Source organism: Sorangium sp. So ce204, assembly GCF_051526795.1.
Classification (GTDB): Bacteria; Myxococcota_A; Polyangia; order Polyangiales; family Polyangiaceae; genus Sorangium; species Sorangium cellulosum_B.
Window position 1 is genome coordinate 862,965 of the sequence record NZ_CP150317.1, and the last position, 16,546, is coordinate 879,510.

Sequence of the window (16,546 nt, forward strand, 5' to 3'; positions counted from 1 at the left end):
CCGACGCATTCGCCCGGCGAGCGCACGGGTTTGATGGCAAGATGGGAATGAGAGTCCGATGATCGCGGAGCCTGCGAGTACGCTGACCCATCTGGCGGGACAGTGGCTGGGACCCTTCCAGCTGATCCAGCTGCTCGGCATCGGCGCGATGGGCGCCGTGTACCTGGCCAGGGACAGCGTGCTCCAGCGCGACGTCGCGGTGAAGCTGATCGCGAAGGGGAGCGCGGACACCGATCCCGAGCGGCGCGACCGCTTCCTGCGCGAGGCGCGCGCGGCGGCGCGCCTCCTCCACCCGAACGTGGTGCAGATCTTCCAGGTCGGCGAGGACGAGGACGTCCGCTACATCGCCATGGAGTACGTCCACGGCCTCACGATGGCGCAGGCGGCCAAGCAGCACGGCGGCCGCCTGCCGGAGCAGTTCGGGATCGAGAAGATGCGCGAGGCCGCGGCGGCGCTCGAGCTCGCGGCCTCGTTCGGTATCTCCCACCGCGACGTCAAGCCCGCCAACCTCCTCCTCAATGCGTCTGGGACGCTCAAGATCGCCGACTTCGGCCTGGCGTCCCATCCGGAGAGCGGCCCGCTCGGCGGCAGCTCCTCCCGCACGCTGGAGGGCACGCCGTTCTACATGAGCCCGGAGCAGTGGACCGGGCAGGACATCGCGCCTCCGTCGGACATCTACAGCCTCGGCTGCACGTTCTACCACCTGCTCGTGGGCAGGACGCCCTTCTCGGCGCGGGATCTCGCTGGCTGCTTCCAGGCGCACTGCCACGCGCCCGTCCCGGATCCGAAGCTGGCGATGCCGGACATCGATCCGCTCCTCGCGGAGCTCCTGCGCCGCTGCATGTCGAAGAGGCCGCAGGAGCGGCCGTCGGCCGGGCACATCGTCGCGTTCCTCGAGGACATGCTGATGCTCCGGCGCAGCAGCGTCAGGCCGCGAGAGATGTCGGAGCCGAAGAGCGCGCTGCTCGGCGCGCCCGTGGATCTCGGCGATACGAGGATAAGCCAGCTCCCCGTGCCGCCGAGAGGCCCGCTCGCGACGCCGACGGGGACGATCCTGGTGAGCAGCTCGACCGCCGTCGGGCACTTCACCGGCCAGTACAGCTACCGTGATCACTTCGGGCTGACCGGCTATCCGTTCAGCGACATCCGGCAGCCGAGCTACTTCTGGGACGCGGGCCCTTATGCGTGGATCCTGAGGACGCTGGCGTCGCAGATCGTCGCCGGGCAGCGCCCGGCGATCCTCGTGGGCGAGCCGGGGAGCGGCCGGACCTTCGTCTGTGAGATGATCAAGAACAAGGTCCCGCGGATCCATGTCTTCTCGGTCGAGCCGCAGCTGCTCTTCGGGACGCGGCCGCTCGTGTCGCTGTGCAGGCAGGTGGGGGCGACGGCCATCACACCGACGCTGAGCCAGCAGTTCCTCGTCGACGCGTTCCTCGGGCAAGCGCTCCTCCGCGCCGGGTCGGACGCGATCGCGGTGCTGGTCGTCGACGGCGTCGATCCGGAGGATCACGATCTCCTGATGGAGCTCCATGACATCCTGCGCTGCGCCCCGGCGGGCAAGCTCTCGATGATCCTGGTGGGCGCCCCCGATCTGCCCGCGACCCTGGCCTCGAACGGCGTGCCGCGCGAGCTCTACTCCGGCGCTCAGTCGCTCCTCCTGCCCGGCATGACCCAGCAGGAGATGAGCGAATACATCGACTTCAGGATGTGCTCGGTCGGGGGGAGCAGGCGGGGGCTCCAGCTGGACCTCGCGTCGCAGCAGCTGCTGCACGCGAGGAGCGGCGGTAGCCCGAAGCTCATCAACATCTACTGCCACAACGCGCTGACGATCGCCGCGCTCCAGGGCGAGACGGACGTGAGCCTGTCGTCGATCCGCCTGGGCATGAAGAGCAAGAGCTATCTCACCGCCGAGGCGGCCACGAACCTGATCCGGGGCTGAGCCGCCTCCAGCGGGTCGTCAGGCGCGGCCGGCGCGTTAGCTGTCGTTTCCGGCGGTCCCGGCTGGTGCGACCGTCCTGACCGCTCCTGTCGCGGGCGGCGCGCTCGGCGGCGCGGCGGGGAGGGGGGCGCGCCCGGGCATTGCGGCGAGCACCGCCGCGTCCGTCACCGGCGCGCGCGGCACGTTCAGCGCGCGTCCAATACGCGCCCTCGAATGCTTGTCGTTATCGATGCACCTGCCGCGCGTGTATGCGCTGAGCCGGTCGCGCGGCTCCTGCTTGCGGCACGCCCCGAAGGATCCCTTGATCAGCGCGAGTCCGGCGCGAAAGCATTTCTCTCGATCCCCGACGAGATCCTCGTGCGTCCACCCCTCCCGGGTCTTGCCGGCGCCGACGCGGACCTGGAGCAGACAGGAGTCGACCCCCGAGCCGCGCGCGAGCTTCCCGAGCCCGAGGTCCACGTCGCGACGGTAGCCGCTCTCGAAATACGCGATCGACAAGAGCAGCGCCATCGTCTCGGCTCGACCGCGCGGGCCGCCGAACACCGGCTTCAATGCGGGATCATAGGCGACCTTCGCCGCCGCGCGCGCGATCTCGTGGTAGCGCGCGCGGCCTTCCTCGGGCGTCTCGACGGCGTCCTTGATGAAGCTCTTCCCAGGCGGGGCCCATGTCATCATGATACCAACAGCCCACGCGATTATCGTATCCATAAGACATGTAAGGTCATAAGCCACCTCTGTGTCAAGCGATTCGGACAGCCTGGCTGGGATTGTCGTCGTGCGTTGTATGATCGCGTGCCGCTCAGTGTGCATTATAACGTCCTCGTCAAATTGCAAATGATCTGGGAAGCGGTGCGTCGTACGTGGTGCGCAATCGTTTTCGCACCGGTTCGCACTGGATTTGTGTTCGGTTGTGTTCGGTTGTGTTCAGTTCCGTTTGTTACGTTGGTCGCGTTTGCTGCGTTTGTTGCGCTCGCCCTCGTGAGATTGCGGGTGTGCTCGCGGTCAAATTCGCGCCGAGCCGTCTCGCGCTCTCGCCGCGGGGCTCACGCATGGAGTGGCCCTCTCCAGCCCTCGAGAGAGCGACTGGCCCTCACCGGGCCGGGAGCGATGATGTGCTGCGCGCGCTCGACGCGAGGCGCGCGTCAGGCCTTCTCGACGGCGTCTTCTTCGGAGGTCGCGCGCGTGTCTTCGAGCCGGTCGACCGCGCGCAGCTCGGGGAACAGCCATGCCCAGAGCAGCACGACCGCGATCGTCCCGAGGCCGCCGAACACCACGGTGGGCACCGTCCCGATGAGCCTCGCGAGGGTGCCCGACTCGAGCTCTCCGAGCTCGTTCGAGGCGCCGACGAACACCATGTTGACCGCGCTCACGCGGCCGCGCATCTCGGGCGGCGTGGCGAGCTGCTCCAGGGTCATCCGCACGACGACGCTCACCATGTCGGCGGCGCCCATCACGGTGAGCGCGACGAGCGAGAGGGGGAAGCTCCGCGACAGGCCGAACACCACCGCGGCGAGGCCGAAGAGCCCGACGCAGAGGAGCATCCTCGGCCCGGCGCGCCGCGTGATGGGCCGGAAGGCGAGGACCACGGCCATGAGCCCGGCCCCGACGGCCGGCGCGGCGCGCAGGAGGCCGAACCCCTGCGGGCCGACCCCGAGCACGTCGGTCGCGTAGATGGGCAGCAGCGCGACCGCGCCGCCAAGGAAGACGGCCACGAAGTCGAGCGAGATCGACCCGAGGAGGACCTTCTTCCGGTAGACGTAGCGCAGCCCGGCGAGCGCCGTGGCGAGCGACGGCGGCTTCCTCTCCAGGCGGCCGGCGGGCGCCCGCACGGCCAGGGGCCCGGCGCACGCCGCGGCGAGCGCGAGGCTCGCGCTCAGGTACACGGGCGCAGGCGCCTTCCAGAGCGCGTAGAGCAGCCCGCCCAGGCTCGGCCCGCCGATGGCGCCGACCTGCCAGAGCGTCGATTGCCACGTCACCGCGTTCTGGAAGTGCTGCGCCGGCACGAGCGTCGGCAGGAGCGCCGAGCCGGCCGGCCCCTGGAAGGCGCGCACCGTGCCGAGGAGCACGAGGACCCCGTAAATCGCCGGCAGGTTCGGGCTCGGCGAGCGCGCGAGGAAGAAGAGCGCGAGCGCCGCGAGCGCCGAGGTGAGGTAGCAAACGACGAGGATCCGCCGCCGATCGAAGCGATCCGCCGCGTGCCCGGACGCGAGCGAGAGCCCCGCGACAGGGAGGAACTGGGCGAGCCCCACATAACCGAGCGCGAGCGGATCTCGCGTGAGGTCGTAGATCTGATACCCCACGGCGACCGATTGCATCTGGTACGCCACCGTGGCCAGGAGGCGGGCCGCCGCGTAAACACGAAAATCGCGCGACGTGAAGGCGGCGAAGGGCGACGACGGCTTCAGGGCGACGGGGGCGGTGACCATGAACGAGTCCGGGCGGCGTTCATGGCGCATTCCAGCGAGGGTCGCCAGGCTGCGATGCCACGGTGACGCGCCGGGAGGTCGAGCGCCATGTCGCTGCGTCCCGCGCGCCGTGGAGGGGTTGCATCCCGGGCACTGTGAGGGAGAGCAGGGACGCTCCGGGCACCACGCCGGTCATCGGACGGTCACGTTCGCGTGGCCTCGGCGTGGAACACTGGCGCGCCGACCTGGACCCGTGGTAAGCGGCAGCCACACATGATGCTCCTTGGACATGACACTTCGTCGGGACGGGCGCGCGACCTCGCCGAGCAGGCGTGGCGCGCCTGGACGCTGTTCGGGAGCCGCTCCCGCCGTGGGCGTGATGGCCGGCGCGACGACGACGACGACGACGACGATTTCCCGCGGCCGAACGCGATCCTCACATGGTTCCCGATGCTGGGACGCGCCGCCTCGCCGCTGCCCGCCTGATCCACGCGCCGCTCAGGGCCCGCTCGCCGTCAGCGTGAGCGAGCCGTCGCGGAGGCTCACGACGCGGTCTGCCGTCGCGACGCGCGACCAGTCGAACTCCCGGAGCAGCTCCGCCGGCGTGCACGGATCGGGGCGATCCCGCAGGCCGACGCAGCAAGCGAGCGCGCCGGTGAGCGCGGGCGCGCTCCGGGCGAGCGCCGCCCCGCGCGCCGCGCCGTGCGTCTTCGCCAGCTTGCCGCCGCGCTCCTCCAGGAGGAGCAGGTGGTGCCGGTAGACCGGCGCTGGCAGCCCGAGCAGCGCCTGGAGCGCCGCCTGCGTCGCGGTGCTCGGCGCGATGTCGCGCCCCCTTACGACGCGCGTGACGCCCGCCGCGCCGTCGTCGACCACCACCGCCAGCTGGTAGGAGAAGGCGCCGTCGCGCCGGCGAACCACGGGATCACCCATCGCGAGCGCGGGCTCCTGCGACAGGTCGAGCCCGCCCTCGTCCAGGGGCCGGAACACGCCGTCCGGCAGCCGCGCCCGGATCGGCTCCACGCTCGCGCGCCACCCGCCGGGCGGCAGCGCGCGGCCGCGCGCGCGGTTGTCGTAGGCGAAGCCGCCGTCCGGGGCGCGCCGGCCGATCGCGCGCACCTCCTCGCGCGTCGCGGAGCAGGGGTACAGCGCGCCGAGCGCCTCGAGCCGGTCCATCGCCTCCTCGTGGTGCGCCCTCCGCGCGTGCTGCTCGACGCGCTCGTCGAAATCGAGCCCGAGCCACGCGAGATCCTCCTCGATGGCGCGCGTGAATTCCGACCGGCAGCGGTCGGGATCGAGGTCCTCCAGCCGGAGGACCAGCCGCGCGCCCCGCGACCGCGCGTCCAGCCAGGAGAGCAGCGCCGCGGCGAGCGTGCCGAGGTGGGCGGGCCCGGTGGTCGACGGGGCGAACCGGCACACCTCGCTCATCGCTCTTCCTCCTGCCGCTGCCGGCCGCGCCCTCGCCGCGCGGCCCGCGGGCCCGCCACGCCGCGCCTCAGAGGAAGCGCGCGATGCGCGCCCGCACGCGCGGCTCGCCCAGCACCGCCATGACCTCGGTCAGATCAGGGCTGTTCCTCGTCCCGCAGACCGCGACCCGGAGGAGCATCGAGACGTCGCCGACATGGCCCTTCCACGACTCGGGAGAGGCCTTGTACTGCTTCACCTCGCCTGCGTAGCCCGAGGCCACCGCGATCTGCCGGATCTTCTCGAACCACGCCTCCTTCGAGTCGGCCGGGTCGAACGTGTCGAGCATCTGCCGGAGCAGCGGCCTTCGATCGCCCTCCGGGACGTTCTCGGGGAAATCGAGCGCGTCGACGCGGTCGTAGAGCTCGTCGTAGAAGAAGAAGAGCTGGGGCCGCAGGTCGGGCCAGGTGGTGATGCGCTTGTTCGACTTCTTGCCGCCGCGCTCGATGCCGAGCGCGCGCTTCGTGTACTCCGGATCTCGCTCCATCAGCGCGGCGAGCTCCTTGTCGTATTCCCTGGCCCAGTCGAGGCCCTGGGCATAGACGTCCTCGGCGCTCATCCGGCTCACGACCGCCTGGCTCACGCTCTTCAGCTTCACCATGTCGCTCAGCGCGCCGCCGGGGGCGAGCTTGTTGAGCTTGAGGGGGAAGGCGGAATAGGGCTTGTCGGGGTTCGCCTTGCGCCAGTCCTCGAACGCGGAGTTGGCGATGTTGAGGAGGTACTCGATGGTGGCTGTCTCGGGGACGCCGATCTCCCGGTAATAGGCGATGTTCGCCTCGGGGTCCTTGCGCTTGCTCAGCTTGCGCCGCGCGTCCGAGACCTTCGTCTCGCCCGTCTCCGGGTCGACCTCCTCCACGCGATCGAGCTTCTGGATGGGCGGGACGTGGGCGTACTCGACCGGCCTGAAGCCGAGCGTGCGGAAGAGCTGCAGGTGGAGCGGCATCGAGGAGATCCACTCGTCGCCCCGGATCACGTGCGTCGTGCGCATCAGGTGATCGTCGATCGCGTGGGCGAAGTGGTACGTCGGGATGCCGTCCGACTTGAGGAGGATGGTGTCGAGATCGTTGACGGGCATCGAGATGACGCCCTTCACGCCGTCCTTCCACTCGACGCGGCCGGAGACGTCGTCCGGGGCGCGCAGCCGGAGCACGAACGGGGTGCCGCCCGCGAGCGCCTCCTCCACCCGGGCGAGCGGCGCGTCGCGCCACTTCGCCCACCGGCCGTGGACCCCGGGCTTCACCGTGAGGGCCATCTGCTCCTGCCGGATGGCGTCGAGCTCCTCGACCGTGCAGAAGCAGGGGTAGGCGAAGCCGCGGCGGAGGAGATCGATCGCGTAATCCCGGTAGATCTCGACCCGCTCGGTCTGGATATAGGGGCCGTAGCCGCCCTGCTGCACGAACTCGCCTCGCGACGACGGGTCTCCGTCCTTCGCCGGCGCGCGGAGCACGCCCTCCTGAGGGGAGAGATCGAAGCGCGCGAGGGAGTCGACGATGGTGTCGAGCGCGCCGGGGATGGCGCGCTTCACGTCGGTGTCCTCGAGGCGGAGGTAGAAGACGCCCTCGCTCTGGAGCGACAGCCGCTTGTTGATGAGCGACACGAAGATGCCGCCGATGTGCATGAACCCGGTCGGGCTCGGCGCGTAGCGGGTGACCATCGCGCCTTTGGGCAGCGCGCGCCGGGGATAGCGCGCCTCGTACTCCTCGGGCCGCCTGGCCGACGCCGCGGCGTCGCCGAAGAGGAGGCGCACGAGCTCGTCGCGGTCCTCTCCGGGGGCCGGTTCGCGGACGGTGACGGGAAGCGTCGTCTCGTTCGGGGCCTGCTTGTCCATGAGGGCGCGTCGCTCCTGGTCTGACATCGGGCGGGCAGCCATTGCACGCCCGCCTGGCCTTGTCAATCGGCCGGGGGCGCGTCAATCGCGGGGTACGAGCGCGAACGAGCGTGGGTCGCGACGCGCGCCGCGCGCCGCGCTACTGCGGTGTGTTCTCGCCGATGAGCCAATAGGTCTTCATCGCGCCCTTGCCCTTGATCGCCACGAGGCCCCGCTCCTCGAGGAGGAAATCTCGCGCGAGCAGGGAATGGCTCGCCTCGCTCACCTGGATCCGGCCGGGCTCTCCGCTCGACTCCATGCGGCTCGCCACGTTCACCGCGTCGCCCCAGAGATCGTAGCTGAACTTCTTCTTGCCGATCACGCCGGCGATGACAGGCCCGGTGTTGATGCCGATCCTGAGCTGGAACGGCTCGCCGTCGTCGCCGACGAACTGGCGCACGGTGTGCGTCATGGCGATCGCCATCCGCGCGATGGCCCTCGCGTGATCGGGGCGCTGCGCCGGCAGCCCGCCGACGACCATATAGGCGTCTCCTATGGTCTTGATCTTCTCCAGGCCGTGCTGCTCGGCGAGCTGATCGAACGAGGAGAACATCCGGTTGAGCAGGCCGACGAGCTCCGCCGGGGGGAGCCGCGCGGCGAGCGGGGTGAAGTCCGCGATGTCCGCGAAGAGGACGGTCACCTCCTCGAAGTGCTCGGCGATGAGCTGCTCGTGCTCCTTCAGCTGATCGGCGATCGTCCTCGGCAGGATGTTGAGGAGGAGCCGGTCCGAGCGCTCATGGGCTCGCTCGGCCGCGGCCTTCGCCTGCTCGAGCGCCGCCTTCTGCTGGCTCTGCCGCCGCGCGTTCGCCTCCAGGGCCGACAGCATGCCGTTGATCGAGCCGGTGAGGCGCGACAGCTCGTCGGTGCCCGGCATGGCGACCCGCGCCGAGAGGTCGCCGACGCCGCCGATCTCGGTGACCTCCCGGCTGAGGCGGGCGAGCCGGTACAGCACGAGCTTCTCCAGGAGCAGCAGCGTGACGCCGCCGAAGACAAGGCCCACGACAACGGTCACGAGCACGAGATAACGCAATGTGTCATGGCCCATCCTGAGGATGGCCCTGTCGTTGTCCACGCGCACGAGCAGCGCCGGCTTGCCGTCGATGTCGTTGAGGACGGTGTATCCGGCGATCCTGTCGCTGCCGAGCGGGTGGACGAGGATCGGGTCGCTGTCGGACAGGGCGGCGCGCGCCTCGCGGAAGTCGCCGGGCAGCAGGGGATCGTCGAGGCGGTGCACGGCGAGCGAGAGGCCGGCGGGCTCGGTGAGGCGCTTGATCTCGGCGTCGGTCAAGAAGCGCCCGAACGTGACGGTGCCGGCGACCGGTCCGCGGCCGGAGCTGCCGACGCTCGGCTGGGAGCAGAGGAGCATCGGCCCGTCCGGGAGGAGGACGATGCCGCCTCGGACGGCGCTGCTGGGCGCGTCCCGCCCGAAGAGGAGATCGCCGACGCGGAGCCGCTCGGCGATGCCGCGCGGCAGGGGGGCCCAGCTCTTCGTGGCGTGGTCGTAGCCGGTGCTGTACACGGGCGTTCCGTCGGCGCCGGCGAAGACCGCGAGATCGATGCGGGCGATGTCGAAGAGCTGGGCGACGAGGTTCGAGCGGACGAACTCTTGATTGCCGTCCTGCACGAACGCGTAGGCGTCATCCCACTGGCTCCAGTCGGTCCAGCGCGCGTTGAAGTCGCTGCTGGCCTGGCGGAAGAGGTTGAGCGCCACCTGCACGGTACGGCGGGTGTCCTGCGCCTCGGCGGCCATCGAGTTGGCGAGGAGCGCCCTGGAGGACACGCCGTACAAGGCAAAGCTGAGCCCGAGCAGCGTGGCGGCGATCGCCAGCAGCGTCTTCGCGCGCAGTGAGAGCAGGGCGTCGAGGGCGGGCTTCAGCGGCGCCGAGACTATCGAAATGCGGGACGGCGCGGAAGCGCGCCGACACCAGCCGGACGGCGCGGGCCCGCGGCGGGCGGGGGAGGGGGCGCGGCGGCGTGGTGCGGCGCGGTGCCCCTGGCCCGCCGGTCCGGGCCGCGCTTGCGTGGGGGCTCCGCGGCGGGTCCGGAGGCGAGGTTTCATTCTCGCTCCACGGCGGCACGCGAGGCATCGAGTCCCAGATGTGTATCGTGGACGTTACCGTCCGTGGCTCCGGGCCGAGCCGTCAACGATATTCGCGGAAATTCAGGTCCGTAGTGATGAAAACAACTCGAACGGTTGTCGCCGTTTCTGACGGTGATGAACGACGCTACGGTATCTCACGTTGCCTCGTGGCTTCCTTGGACCGCTCTGGCGAGAGCAGATAGAATGCGTGCAATGCACACGCCCGGCCGGCTGCTTGTCATTCCTGCGGTCCTTCTCCCCCTCGCCGCGTGCGCCAACGGCACCGACGATCTGCTGCCCGGCTATTACGAGGAGCAGGCCGGCGGAGGCGGACTCGGCGGTGATGGCGGCGCCGGAGGGGGAGACCTGTCCGTGAGCTCTAGCTCGAGCGTGAGCGTCGGCTCCACCGGGGCCGGCGGCGATGGGGGCGAGGGCAGTGACGGCGGCATCAATGAAGGTGACGAGGCCGCTGGCGGCGGTGGTGGTGGAGCGGCGGCCGAGTGCGACTATGCGGCGCCGAACACGTGCGCTCTCGCAGAGGATCTCGGAACGCTCCCGGGCGATGACGGCGCCGATTGGGCTGCAGAGACAGCGACAGGAACCACGTCGAAGTGGTTCAAGGTGCGTGTGATGGATGAGGTGAACTGGCCCGGTTCCGAGCGCTTCAAGGCGACGCTCACCTCTCCGCCGGGGATGAATTTCGATCTGATCGTCTATCAGGGGGAGATCGAGGTGAATGCGTCGGATTGCTTCGCGTCTGGCGTAAGGGGGCAAGGAACACCTGAGTCGTTCGTGACGACATGGAATGATCGCACTGGCCCGGACGATCACCTCTGGTTCATCATCGAGGTGCGTCATGTGGATGGTATCGCGTGCGGCGACGACGCGAAGTGGACTCTGACCGTCGAAGGTAGGGCGCCGTAACCGGATGCTCGCGCCGGCACACGAAGCGATGCAGGACGAGACGTCGCATCGCTCTGCTCAGGTCGTTCGCCAGCGCCATGGCGCTGCGAGCCCGCTCGGTTCGAATTTGTTCTGTATCGAATGTCGCTTCGTACGCGGAGCTCAGGGGGACATCCGCGGCCGAGGGCGCCCCGGAGCGCGCGAAAGGCACCGCGCGCCGCCCCGACGCCGCCCCGGAGGGGGCCGCCCGGTGATCGGCGACACGGTGCCTCGATACCTGGCACACCGCCTCAGCTCGCGCTGATCGGGATCTGACGCGGCTTGAGCGACGCGCTCTTCGGCAGGTGGATCCGCAGGACGCCCGCCCGGAGATCCGCGGAGATCTTCTCGGAATCGATGCCCTGCGGGACCACGAAGCTGCGGCGGAAGTCCGGCAGGCCTTCGACGCCCTGCTCCCGCTCGGCCGCCTCGGTCCGCCGGCCCTCGAACGTGAGCTCGCCCTTCTCCAGACGGACCGCCAGGCGATCCTGCGTCACGCCCGGGAGATCCGCCAGGACCAGGAGCTCCTCGGCGCTCTCGTAGATGTCGACCGCCGGCGCCACGGCGGGGCGCTGCTGGATCTTCTCGGGGTTGCTCTCGGCACGGTGGGTCAAGCTGCGATCGGTGCTCATGTTCATCGCTCCTTCCTCGGTACTTCCTCGGTACACGCCAGATCCGCTCGTCGCAGGATCGTCGCTCTCCTCTTCTTCGTTCTTCTTCTTCGTCCTTCAGCTACAGGCTCCCTCAGCGGGCCGTCACCGCGATCTGGCGCGGCTGCGCCTCGGCGGCCTTGTTCAGCGTGAGCGTCAGCACGCCGTTCTTCAGGACCGCGGTCGTCTTCTCCGGATCGACCTTGCTCGGCAGCGTGAAGCTCCGGCTGAAGCGCACCGCGCCCCGCTCCTTGCGGTGGACGAGGTAGCCCTCCGGCGCATCCGACTTGCGCTCGCCGCTCACCGTCAGGACGTCCTGATTTAGCGAGATCTGGACATCCTTCTCCGTCAGACCCGGAACATCGGCCTTGACGACAAGGGCGCTCCCCGTGTCGAACAGGTAGACGCGCGGACCACCCACGTACCGGGACGTCTGGTCGAAGTCGCCGCGGAGCGACGCGCGGGGCGCGTCCGCCTCCTCGAACACCCAGTCGAGGCGCCGGCGAAGCTCATCCATCATGGCAAACGCGCGATCAACATCCGTGTAACGGTGCAGCATGGTCAATCCTCCATGACCGCCGCGCGCGGCGCGCGCCGGGGCTCCGCCCGCGGCGCCGTCGACCTGCTCGCGACGGCCGATTTGTTGTAGCGTTACGGGACCTTGGCTCTAAGAGCCGGTCTCTTCGCACCGCCCAATCTTTGCACGGCACGTGGGGTGTCAAGAGCACGGCGCGCCGTCGTCCCCCCGAGGCAGATCGGCGGGAGTGGCGATGGCGACCGGACTCGTCAGACCGGAGGGAAAGGCGGGCGAGCGCAGGCAGCGAGCAAGCCACGCCGGCGCCCGGTGGAGCCTGCCGCCTCGAACACCCCTGGGAGCGCACCCCGGAAAGCGCTAGAAACCCGGACATGCAGCCCTGCCCGCCCGCCTCCCGCCGCCGCGGCCTCCTCGCCGCCCGCCTCCGCTCGGTCTCCTCCGCGGCGGCGCTGTCCCTGGCGCTGATCTCGGGCGCCGCGCTGGCGCTGCCCTCGGAGGGGGACCGGGCGCCGAACGCGCGCGTCGAGGACGCGGACGGCCGCGCGCTCCAGCTCAAGGCGCTTCAAGGCAAGCCGATCCTCATCGTCTACGAGGACAAGGACTCGAAGACCCAGAACCAGGCGCTCAAGGACGCGCTGGCGAAGCTCACGAAGGGCGACCGCTACCGGCGAGGCATCGCCGTCGCCGCGATCGCCGACGTCAGCTCCTACGACTTCTGGCCGGCGAGAGGCTTCGTGAAGGACGCCATCCGGGAGGAGTCGAGGAAGGTCGGCGGGACCATCTATTGCGACTGGGACGGCTCCTTCCGCGCGGCCTACAAGCTCCGCCGCGGCGTCAGCAACGTCGTCGTGGTCGGCAAGAACGGCCACGTGCTCTTCGCGGCCGAAGGCGCCCTCAAGCCGGAGTCGCAGAGCAAGGTCCTCGATCTGCTGCGCAAGGAAGTCGAGGGCTGACCGCAGCGAACGCCCCGGCCGGCGGGGCGCGCGCGCTCAGCGCCCGTCCTTGCGGCGCCGCCGCGCGTGGAGCGCGGACTCGACCTGCACGCGGATCTCCGCCGCCTCCGCGGCCGCCACGAGGCCGCCGCGCGCCTCGATGAAGGGCCGGAGCGCCCCGGCGCCCGCGCCGCCCACGATCCACGGCACGCCACGGCACGCGTCCGCGTAGGCGTCGATGAGCTCGCGCGCCGACGGCGGGAGCGGCGGGATCGCGACCGTCAGCGCGACGAGGTCCGGCGCGAGCGCCTCGACCGCCCGCGCGATCGCGGCGGGCGGCGTCCTCGCGCCGAGCACGACGGAGCGGAAGCCCCACGAGCAGAAGCGCAGGCCGATGCCGAACAGCCCGAGCACGTGATCCTCGTCGGCGAAGGCCGCGAGCAGCACGCGACGCCCGCTCTCGCCAGGCTGCGCGAGCCGCAAGAGGTGCAGCAGCGTCGCGCCGAGGACCTGCGAGGCGAGGTGCTCCTGCGCGACCGTGATCTTCCCCGCGTGCCAGAGATCGCCGATGCGCTCGAGCGCCGGGCCGAGCGCGCGCTCGAAGATCGTCACCGCCGGGCCGAGCGAGAGGGCCCGGTTCACCTCGGCCTCGAGGCCGTCGGGATCGAACCGGACCGCGGCGTCGACGATGCGCTCGCTCGCCCCGGCGAACGCGTCGCCGCCGCTCGCGCCCACCGGCGCGCGCGGCCCCGCGGCCTCGAGCACCATGCGCGCCGCCTCGGCCGCGGCGATCCCGCCGTTCACGTGGTCGCGCATCTTCTTGATCACCGCCACATCGTCGTCGCTGTACAGGCGATACGCCGACGCCGTGCGCGCGGGCGACGGCACGCCATAACGGCGCTCCCACGCGCGCAGCGTCGCCGAGGACACGCCACACATCTCCGAGACGACATGGATTCTGTAGCGGCTCAACTGGATACACCTTGCCAGGACCCGCCGAGCCGCGGCCGCCCGCGCCGGCCCGGCGCACCGGGATGCATCGGAGCGGCGGGCAGCGAGGCCCAGAAAGACCCCCTCCTGCCGACGTCTTTCGCCTCTGTCATTCGCCTGTGCCATTCGCCTTTGTCAAAGGCTAGGACAAACATTATACTGCGCGTCATGCAAAACACCAGCGCTTCGGCGCAGGATCCGGCGCATCCGGCGAGGCCTGACGCCTCGCCGGGCGACGAGGTGGCCGCTCCCCCGCGAGCGGCGCGCGCGGCGCTCGCGGGCCGCGTCCTCCGTGGAGCGCGCGCGCCGCGCGCCGTCGTGATCGGCAGCGGCTTCGGGGGCCTCGCGGCGGCCGTGCGGCTCGGGGTGCGGGGCTACGACGTCACGGTGGTCGAGAAGCTCGACCAGCCGGGCGGGCGCGCGTACGTCCACCGCCAGGATGGGTTCACCTTCGACGCGGGGCCGACCGTCATCACGGCGCCGTTCCTCCTGGAAGAGCTCTGGCAGCTCTGCGGCCGGAAGATGGCCGACGACATCGACATGCGGCCCGTGGCGCCGTTCTACCGGATCCGGTTCCACGACGGCGCGACGTTCGACTACACGGGCGACGCCGCCGCGATGCGCGCCGAGGTCGCGCGCCTCTCGCCCGGGGACGTCGAGGGGTACGAGCGCTTCGTCCGGCGGAGCGAGGCGATCTTCCGCGTCGGGTTCGAGGAGCTCGCGCACGTGCCGTTCGGGTCGTGGACGGACATGGCGCGCATCGTGCCGGACATGGTGCGGCTCGAGAGCTACCGCACGGTGTACGGCCTCGTCGCGAAGCACGTGAAGGACGACCGCCTGCGCCAGGTGCTGAGCTTCCACCCGCTGCTCGTGGGCGGGAACCCGTTCTCGACGACCTCGATCTACAGCCTGATCGCGTTCCTCGAGCGCAACTGGGGCGTCCACTTCCCGATCGGTGGCACGGGCGCGCTGGTGAACGGGCTCGTGTCGCTCATCGAGGGCCTCGGCGGCTCGGTGCGGTGCGGCGCCGAGGTGCGGCGCATCTCCGTGGAGGGCGGCCGCGCCCGGGGCGTGGAGCTCGCGTCGGGGGAGCGGCTCGCCGCCGACGTCGTCGTCTCGAACGCGGACTCGGCGTGGACCTACCGGCACCTCGTGCCCCCCGAGGCGCGGAAGCGCTGGACCGACCGGCGCATCGAGCGGCAGCGCTACTCGATGAGCCTCTTCGTGTGGTACTTCGGCACGCGCCGGCAGTACCCGGACGTCGCTCACCACACGATCCTCCTCGGCCCGCGGTACAGGCCGCTGCTCGAGGACATCTTCGAGAAGCACGTGCTCGCCGACGACTTCAGCCTGTACCTGCACCGCCCGACCGCGACCGATCCGGCCCTCGCCCCGCCCGGATGCGACGCGTTCTACGTGCTGTCCCCGGTGCCGAACCTGCTCAGCGGCACCGACTGGCCGAGGGTCCAGGAGCGGTACCGGCGCTCCATCGCGGCGCTGCTCGAGGCGACGCTCCTGCCGGGGCTCGAGGGCGCGCTCGCGAGCTCGCGGCTCCTCACGCCGCAGGACTTCCAGGACCGGCTGCTGTCGTTCCGGGGCGCGGCGTTCGGGCCGGAGCCCGTGCTCGCGCAGAGCGCCTTCTTCCGGCCCCACAACGCGAGCGAGGACGTCGAGCGCCTCTACCTCGTCGGGGCCGGCACGCACCCGGGCGCCGGTCTGCCCGGGGTGCTCTCGTCGGCCCGCGTGCTGGATCGGGTGGTCCCGGATGCATCGAAGCTCGCCTGAGGCGTCGGCGGCGGACTTCGCCGCGTGCAGGGACCTCTTGCGCAAGGGGTCGAAGAGCTTCGCCGCGGCGGCGCTGCTCCTGCCCGCGCGCGTGAGGGAGCCGGCGGCGGCGTTCTACGCGTTTTGCAGGGTCGCCGACGACGCGGTCGACGAGCTCGGGGAGCACGCGCCGCCGTCCGCGGCCGCGGCCGCCGTCGCGGCGCTGCGGGAGCGGCTCGCGCGCGCCGCGGCGGGCAGGCCGGACGACAGCCCTGTCGATCGCGCGCTCGCCCACGTGATGGCGGAGCACGGGCTGCCGCGCGCGTTCATCGAGGCGCTGCTCGAGGGGTTCGCGTGGGACGCGGAGGGGCGCCGCTACGAGACGCTCTCGGACCTGAACGCCTACGCGGCGCGCGTCGCGGGCACCGTGGGCGCGACGATGTCGACGCTCATGGGGGCGCGGGGGCCCGACGCGCTCGCGCGGGCGTGCGACCTGGGCGTCGCCATGCAGCTCACGAACATCGCGCGCGACGTGGGTGAGGACGCGCGGCGCGGGCGGATCTACCTGCCGCTCGCCTGGATGCGGGAGGCCGGGATCGCGCCGGACGGGTGGCTCGCGCGGCCGGTGTTCGACGACCGGCTGGGGCGGCTCGTGGCGCGGCTGCTCGCCGAGGCGGAGGTGCTCTACCTCCGCGCGGGCGCCGGCATCCCGATGCTGCCGCGCGACTGCCGCCCCGCGATCCAGGCGGCGCGGCTCATCTACGCCGACATCGGGCGGGTCATCGCGCGCCGCGGCTTCGACTCGGTGTCGACGCGCGCCGTGGTGTCGCCGGGCCGCAAGGCGTGGCTCGTGCTGCGGGCGCTGCTCCGCAGGTCCGTCGCGCCCGCGGAGGCCCGGGAGCACGGCGCGGCGCCGCCGCTCGACGAGGTCCGCTTCCTCCTGGAGGCGGCGCGATGAGCGGCGCGACACGCGCTCTGGAG

The 16,546-nt window shown here is 71.0% G+C and carries 14 protein-coding genes; 6 read left to right on the forward strand and 8 right to left on the reverse strand.

Features of this window, described 5'->3' with window-relative positions; genetic code table 11:
* Positions 1 to 58 precede the first annotated feature (58 nt).
* A complete protein-coding gene (locus tag WMF22_RS03190; protein WP_437297654.1) occupies positions 59 to 1,939 on the forward strand; it encodes a protein kinase domain-containing protein in 1,881 nt (626 codons plus the stop codon).
* A 36-nt stretch (positions 1,940 to 1,975) separates the two neighbouring features.
* Here the strand turns inward: WMF22_RS03190 and WMF22_RS03195 are convergent, their stop codons facing one another.
* Together WMF22_RS03195 and WMF22_RS03200 are read right to left on the reverse strand one after the other, a co-directional pair.
* Complete coding sequence (locus tag WMF22_RS03195; RefSeq protein WP_437297655.1) at positions 1,976 to 2,614, reverse strand: hypothetical protein; 639 nt, start codon at positions 2,612 to 2,614, stop codon at positions 1,976 to 1,978.
* A gap of 467 nt (positions 2,615 to 3,081) precedes the next feature.
* The gene (locus WMF22_RS03200; protein ID WP_438034800.1) at positions 3,082 to 4,395 is read right to left on the reverse strand and encodes an MFS transporter; all 1,314 of its coding nucleotides are present in this window, start codon (positions 4,393 to 4,395) and stop codon (positions 3,082 to 3,084) included.
* Between the two features lie 222 nt (positions 4,396 to 4,617).
* On the opposite strand from WMF22_RS03200, the gene WMF22_RS03205 reads away from it, so the two are divergent.
* The gene (locus WMF22_RS03205; RefSeq protein WP_437297657.1) at positions 4,618 to 4,830 is read left to right on the forward strand and encodes a hypothetical protein; all 213 of its coding nucleotides are present in this window, start codon (positions 4,618 to 4,620) and stop codon (positions 4,828 to 4,830) included.
* 12 nt (positions 4,831 to 4,842) lie between these two features.
* On the opposite strand, the gene WMF22_RS03210 is transcribed toward WMF22_RS03205, so the two are convergent.
* The 3 genes from WMF22_RS03210 to WMF22_RS03220 form a co-directional block, all read right to left on the reverse strand.
* A complete protein-coding gene (locus WMF22_RS03210; RefSeq protein ID WP_438034801.1) occupies positions 4,843 to 5,769 on the reverse strand; it encodes a glutamate--tRNA ligase family protein in 927 nt (308 codons plus the stop codon).
* Between the two features lie 67 nt (positions 5,770 to 5,836).
* Positions 5,837 to 7,633, reverse strand: coding sequence for a glutamate--tRNA ligase (locus WMF22_RS03215; RefSeq protein WP_438034802.1), 1,797 nt, complete (start codon positions 7,631 to 7,633; stop codon positions 5,837 to 5,839).
* 139 nt (positions 7,634 to 7,772) lie between these two features.
* Positions 7,773 to 9,452 carry an adenylate/guanylate cyclase domain-containing protein gene (locus tag WMF22_RS03220; protein ID WP_438034803.1) on the reverse strand — a complete coding sequence of 560 codons (1,680 nt, stop codon included), beginning with the start codon at positions 9,450 to 9,452 and terminating at the stop codon, positions 7,773 to 7,775.
* 513 nt (positions 9,453 to 9,965) lie between these two features.
* On the opposite strand from WMF22_RS03220, the gene WMF22_RS03225 reads away from it, so the two are divergent.
* On the forward strand, positions 9,966 to 10,676 hold the full coding sequence (locus WMF22_RS03225; RefSeq protein ID WP_438034804.1) for a hypothetical protein: 711 nt from the start codon (positions 9,966 to 9,968) through the stop codon (positions 10,674 to 10,676).
* Positions 10,677 to 10,945: 269 nt separating this feature from the next.
* On the opposite strand, the gene WMF22_RS03230 is transcribed toward WMF22_RS03225, so the two are convergent.
* Positions 10,946 to 11,326, reverse strand: coding sequence for an Hsp20/alpha crystallin family protein (locus WMF22_RS03230; protein WP_438034805.1), 381 nt, complete (start codon positions 11,324 to 11,326; stop codon positions 10,946 to 10,948).
* Positions 11,327 to 11,438: 112 nt separating this feature from the next.
* Entirely contained in the window at positions 11,439 to 11,903 is a 465-nt protein-coding gene (locus WMF22_RS03235; protein ID WP_438034806.1) for an Hsp20/alpha crystallin family protein, read from the reverse strand.
* Positions 11,904 to 12,250: 347 nt separating this feature from the next.
* Between WMF22_RS03235 and WMF22_RS03240 the strand changes: the two genes are divergently transcribed.
* Positions 12,251 to 12,832 (forward strand): YtfJ family protein, encoded by a 582-nt coding sequence (locus WMF22_RS03240; protein ID WP_438034807.1) that lies wholly within the window; start codon positions 12,251 to 12,253, stop codon positions 12,830 to 12,832.
* A gap of 36 nt (positions 12,833 to 12,868) precedes the next feature.
* Here WMF22_RS03240 and WMF22_RS03245 read toward each other — a convergent pair whose 3' ends face one another.
* Positions 12,869 to 13,783 (reverse strand): MerR family transcriptional regulator, encoded by a 915-nt coding sequence (locus WMF22_RS03245; protein ID WP_438034808.1) that lies wholly within the window; start codon positions 13,781 to 13,783, stop codon positions 12,869 to 12,871.
* A 186-nt stretch (positions 13,784 to 13,969) separates the two neighbouring features.
* Between WMF22_RS03245 and WMF22_RS03250 the strand changes: the two genes are divergently transcribed.
* Positions 13,970 to 15,586, forward strand: coding sequence for a phytoene desaturase (locus WMF22_RS03250; RefSeq protein WP_438034809.1), 1,617 nt, complete (start codon positions 13,970 to 13,972; stop codon positions 15,584 to 15,586).
* On the forward strand, positions 15,567 to 16,523 hold the full coding sequence (locus tag WMF22_RS03255; RefSeq protein ID WP_437297667.1) for a phytoene/squalene synthase family protein: 957 nt from the start codon (positions 15,567 to 15,569) through the stop codon (positions 16,521 to 16,523). The genes WMF22_RS03250 and WMF22_RS03255 overlap by 20 nt, the downstream gene beginning before the upstream one ends.
* Positions 16,524 to 16,546: the final 23 nt, after the last annotated feature.

Excerpts from the sequence above, each read along its gene's own strand:
- WMF22_RS03190 (WP_437297654.1), top strand. The coding sequence starts at position 59 with ATGATCGCGGAGCCTGCGAGTACGCTGACCCATCTGGCGGGACAGTGG.
- WMF22_RS03195 (WP_437297655.1), bottom strand. The coding sequence starts at position 2,614 with ATGATGACATGGGCCCCGCCTGGGAAGAGCTTCATCAAGGACGCCGTC.
- WMF22_RS03200 (WP_438034800.1), bottom strand. The coding sequence starts at position 4,395 with ATGCGCCATGAACGCCGCCCGGACTCGTTCATGGTCACCGCCCCCGTC.
- WMF22_RS03205 (WP_437297657.1), top strand. The coding sequence starts at position 4,618 with ATGATGCTCCTTGGACATGACACTTCGTCGGGACGGGCGCGCGACCTC.
- WMF22_RS03210 (WP_438034801.1), bottom strand. The coding sequence starts at position 5,769 with ATGAGCGAGGTGTGCCGGTTCGCCCCGTCGACCACCGGGCCCGCCCAC.
- WMF22_RS03215 (WP_438034802.1), bottom strand. The coding sequence starts at position 7,633 with ATGGACAAGCAGGCCCCGAACGAGACGACGCTTCCCGTCACCGTCCGC.
- WMF22_RS03225 (WP_438034804.1), top strand. The coding sequence starts at position 9,966 with ATGCACACGCCCGGCCGGCTGCTTGTCATTCCTGCGGTCCTTCTCCCC.
- WMF22_RS03230 (WP_438034805.1), bottom strand. The coding sequence starts at position 11,326 with ATGAGCACCGATCGCAGCTTGACCCACCGTGCCGAGAGCAACCCCGAG.
- WMF22_RS03235 (WP_438034806.1), bottom strand. The coding sequence starts at position 11,903 with ATGCTGCACCGTTACACGGATGTTGATCGCGCGTTTGCCATGATGGAT.
- WMF22_RS03240 (WP_438034807.1), top strand. The coding sequence starts at position 12,251 with ATGCAGCCCTGCCCGCCCGCCTCCCGCCGCCGCGGCCTCCTCGCCGCC.
- WMF22_RS03250 (WP_438034809.1), top strand. The coding sequence starts at position 13,970 with ATGCAAAACACCAGCGCTTCGGCGCAGGATCCGGCGCATCCGGCGAGG.
- WMF22_RS03255 (WP_437297667.1), top strand. The coding sequence starts at position 15,567 with ATGCATCGAAGCTCGCCTGAGGCGTCGGCGGCGGACTTCGCCGCGTGC.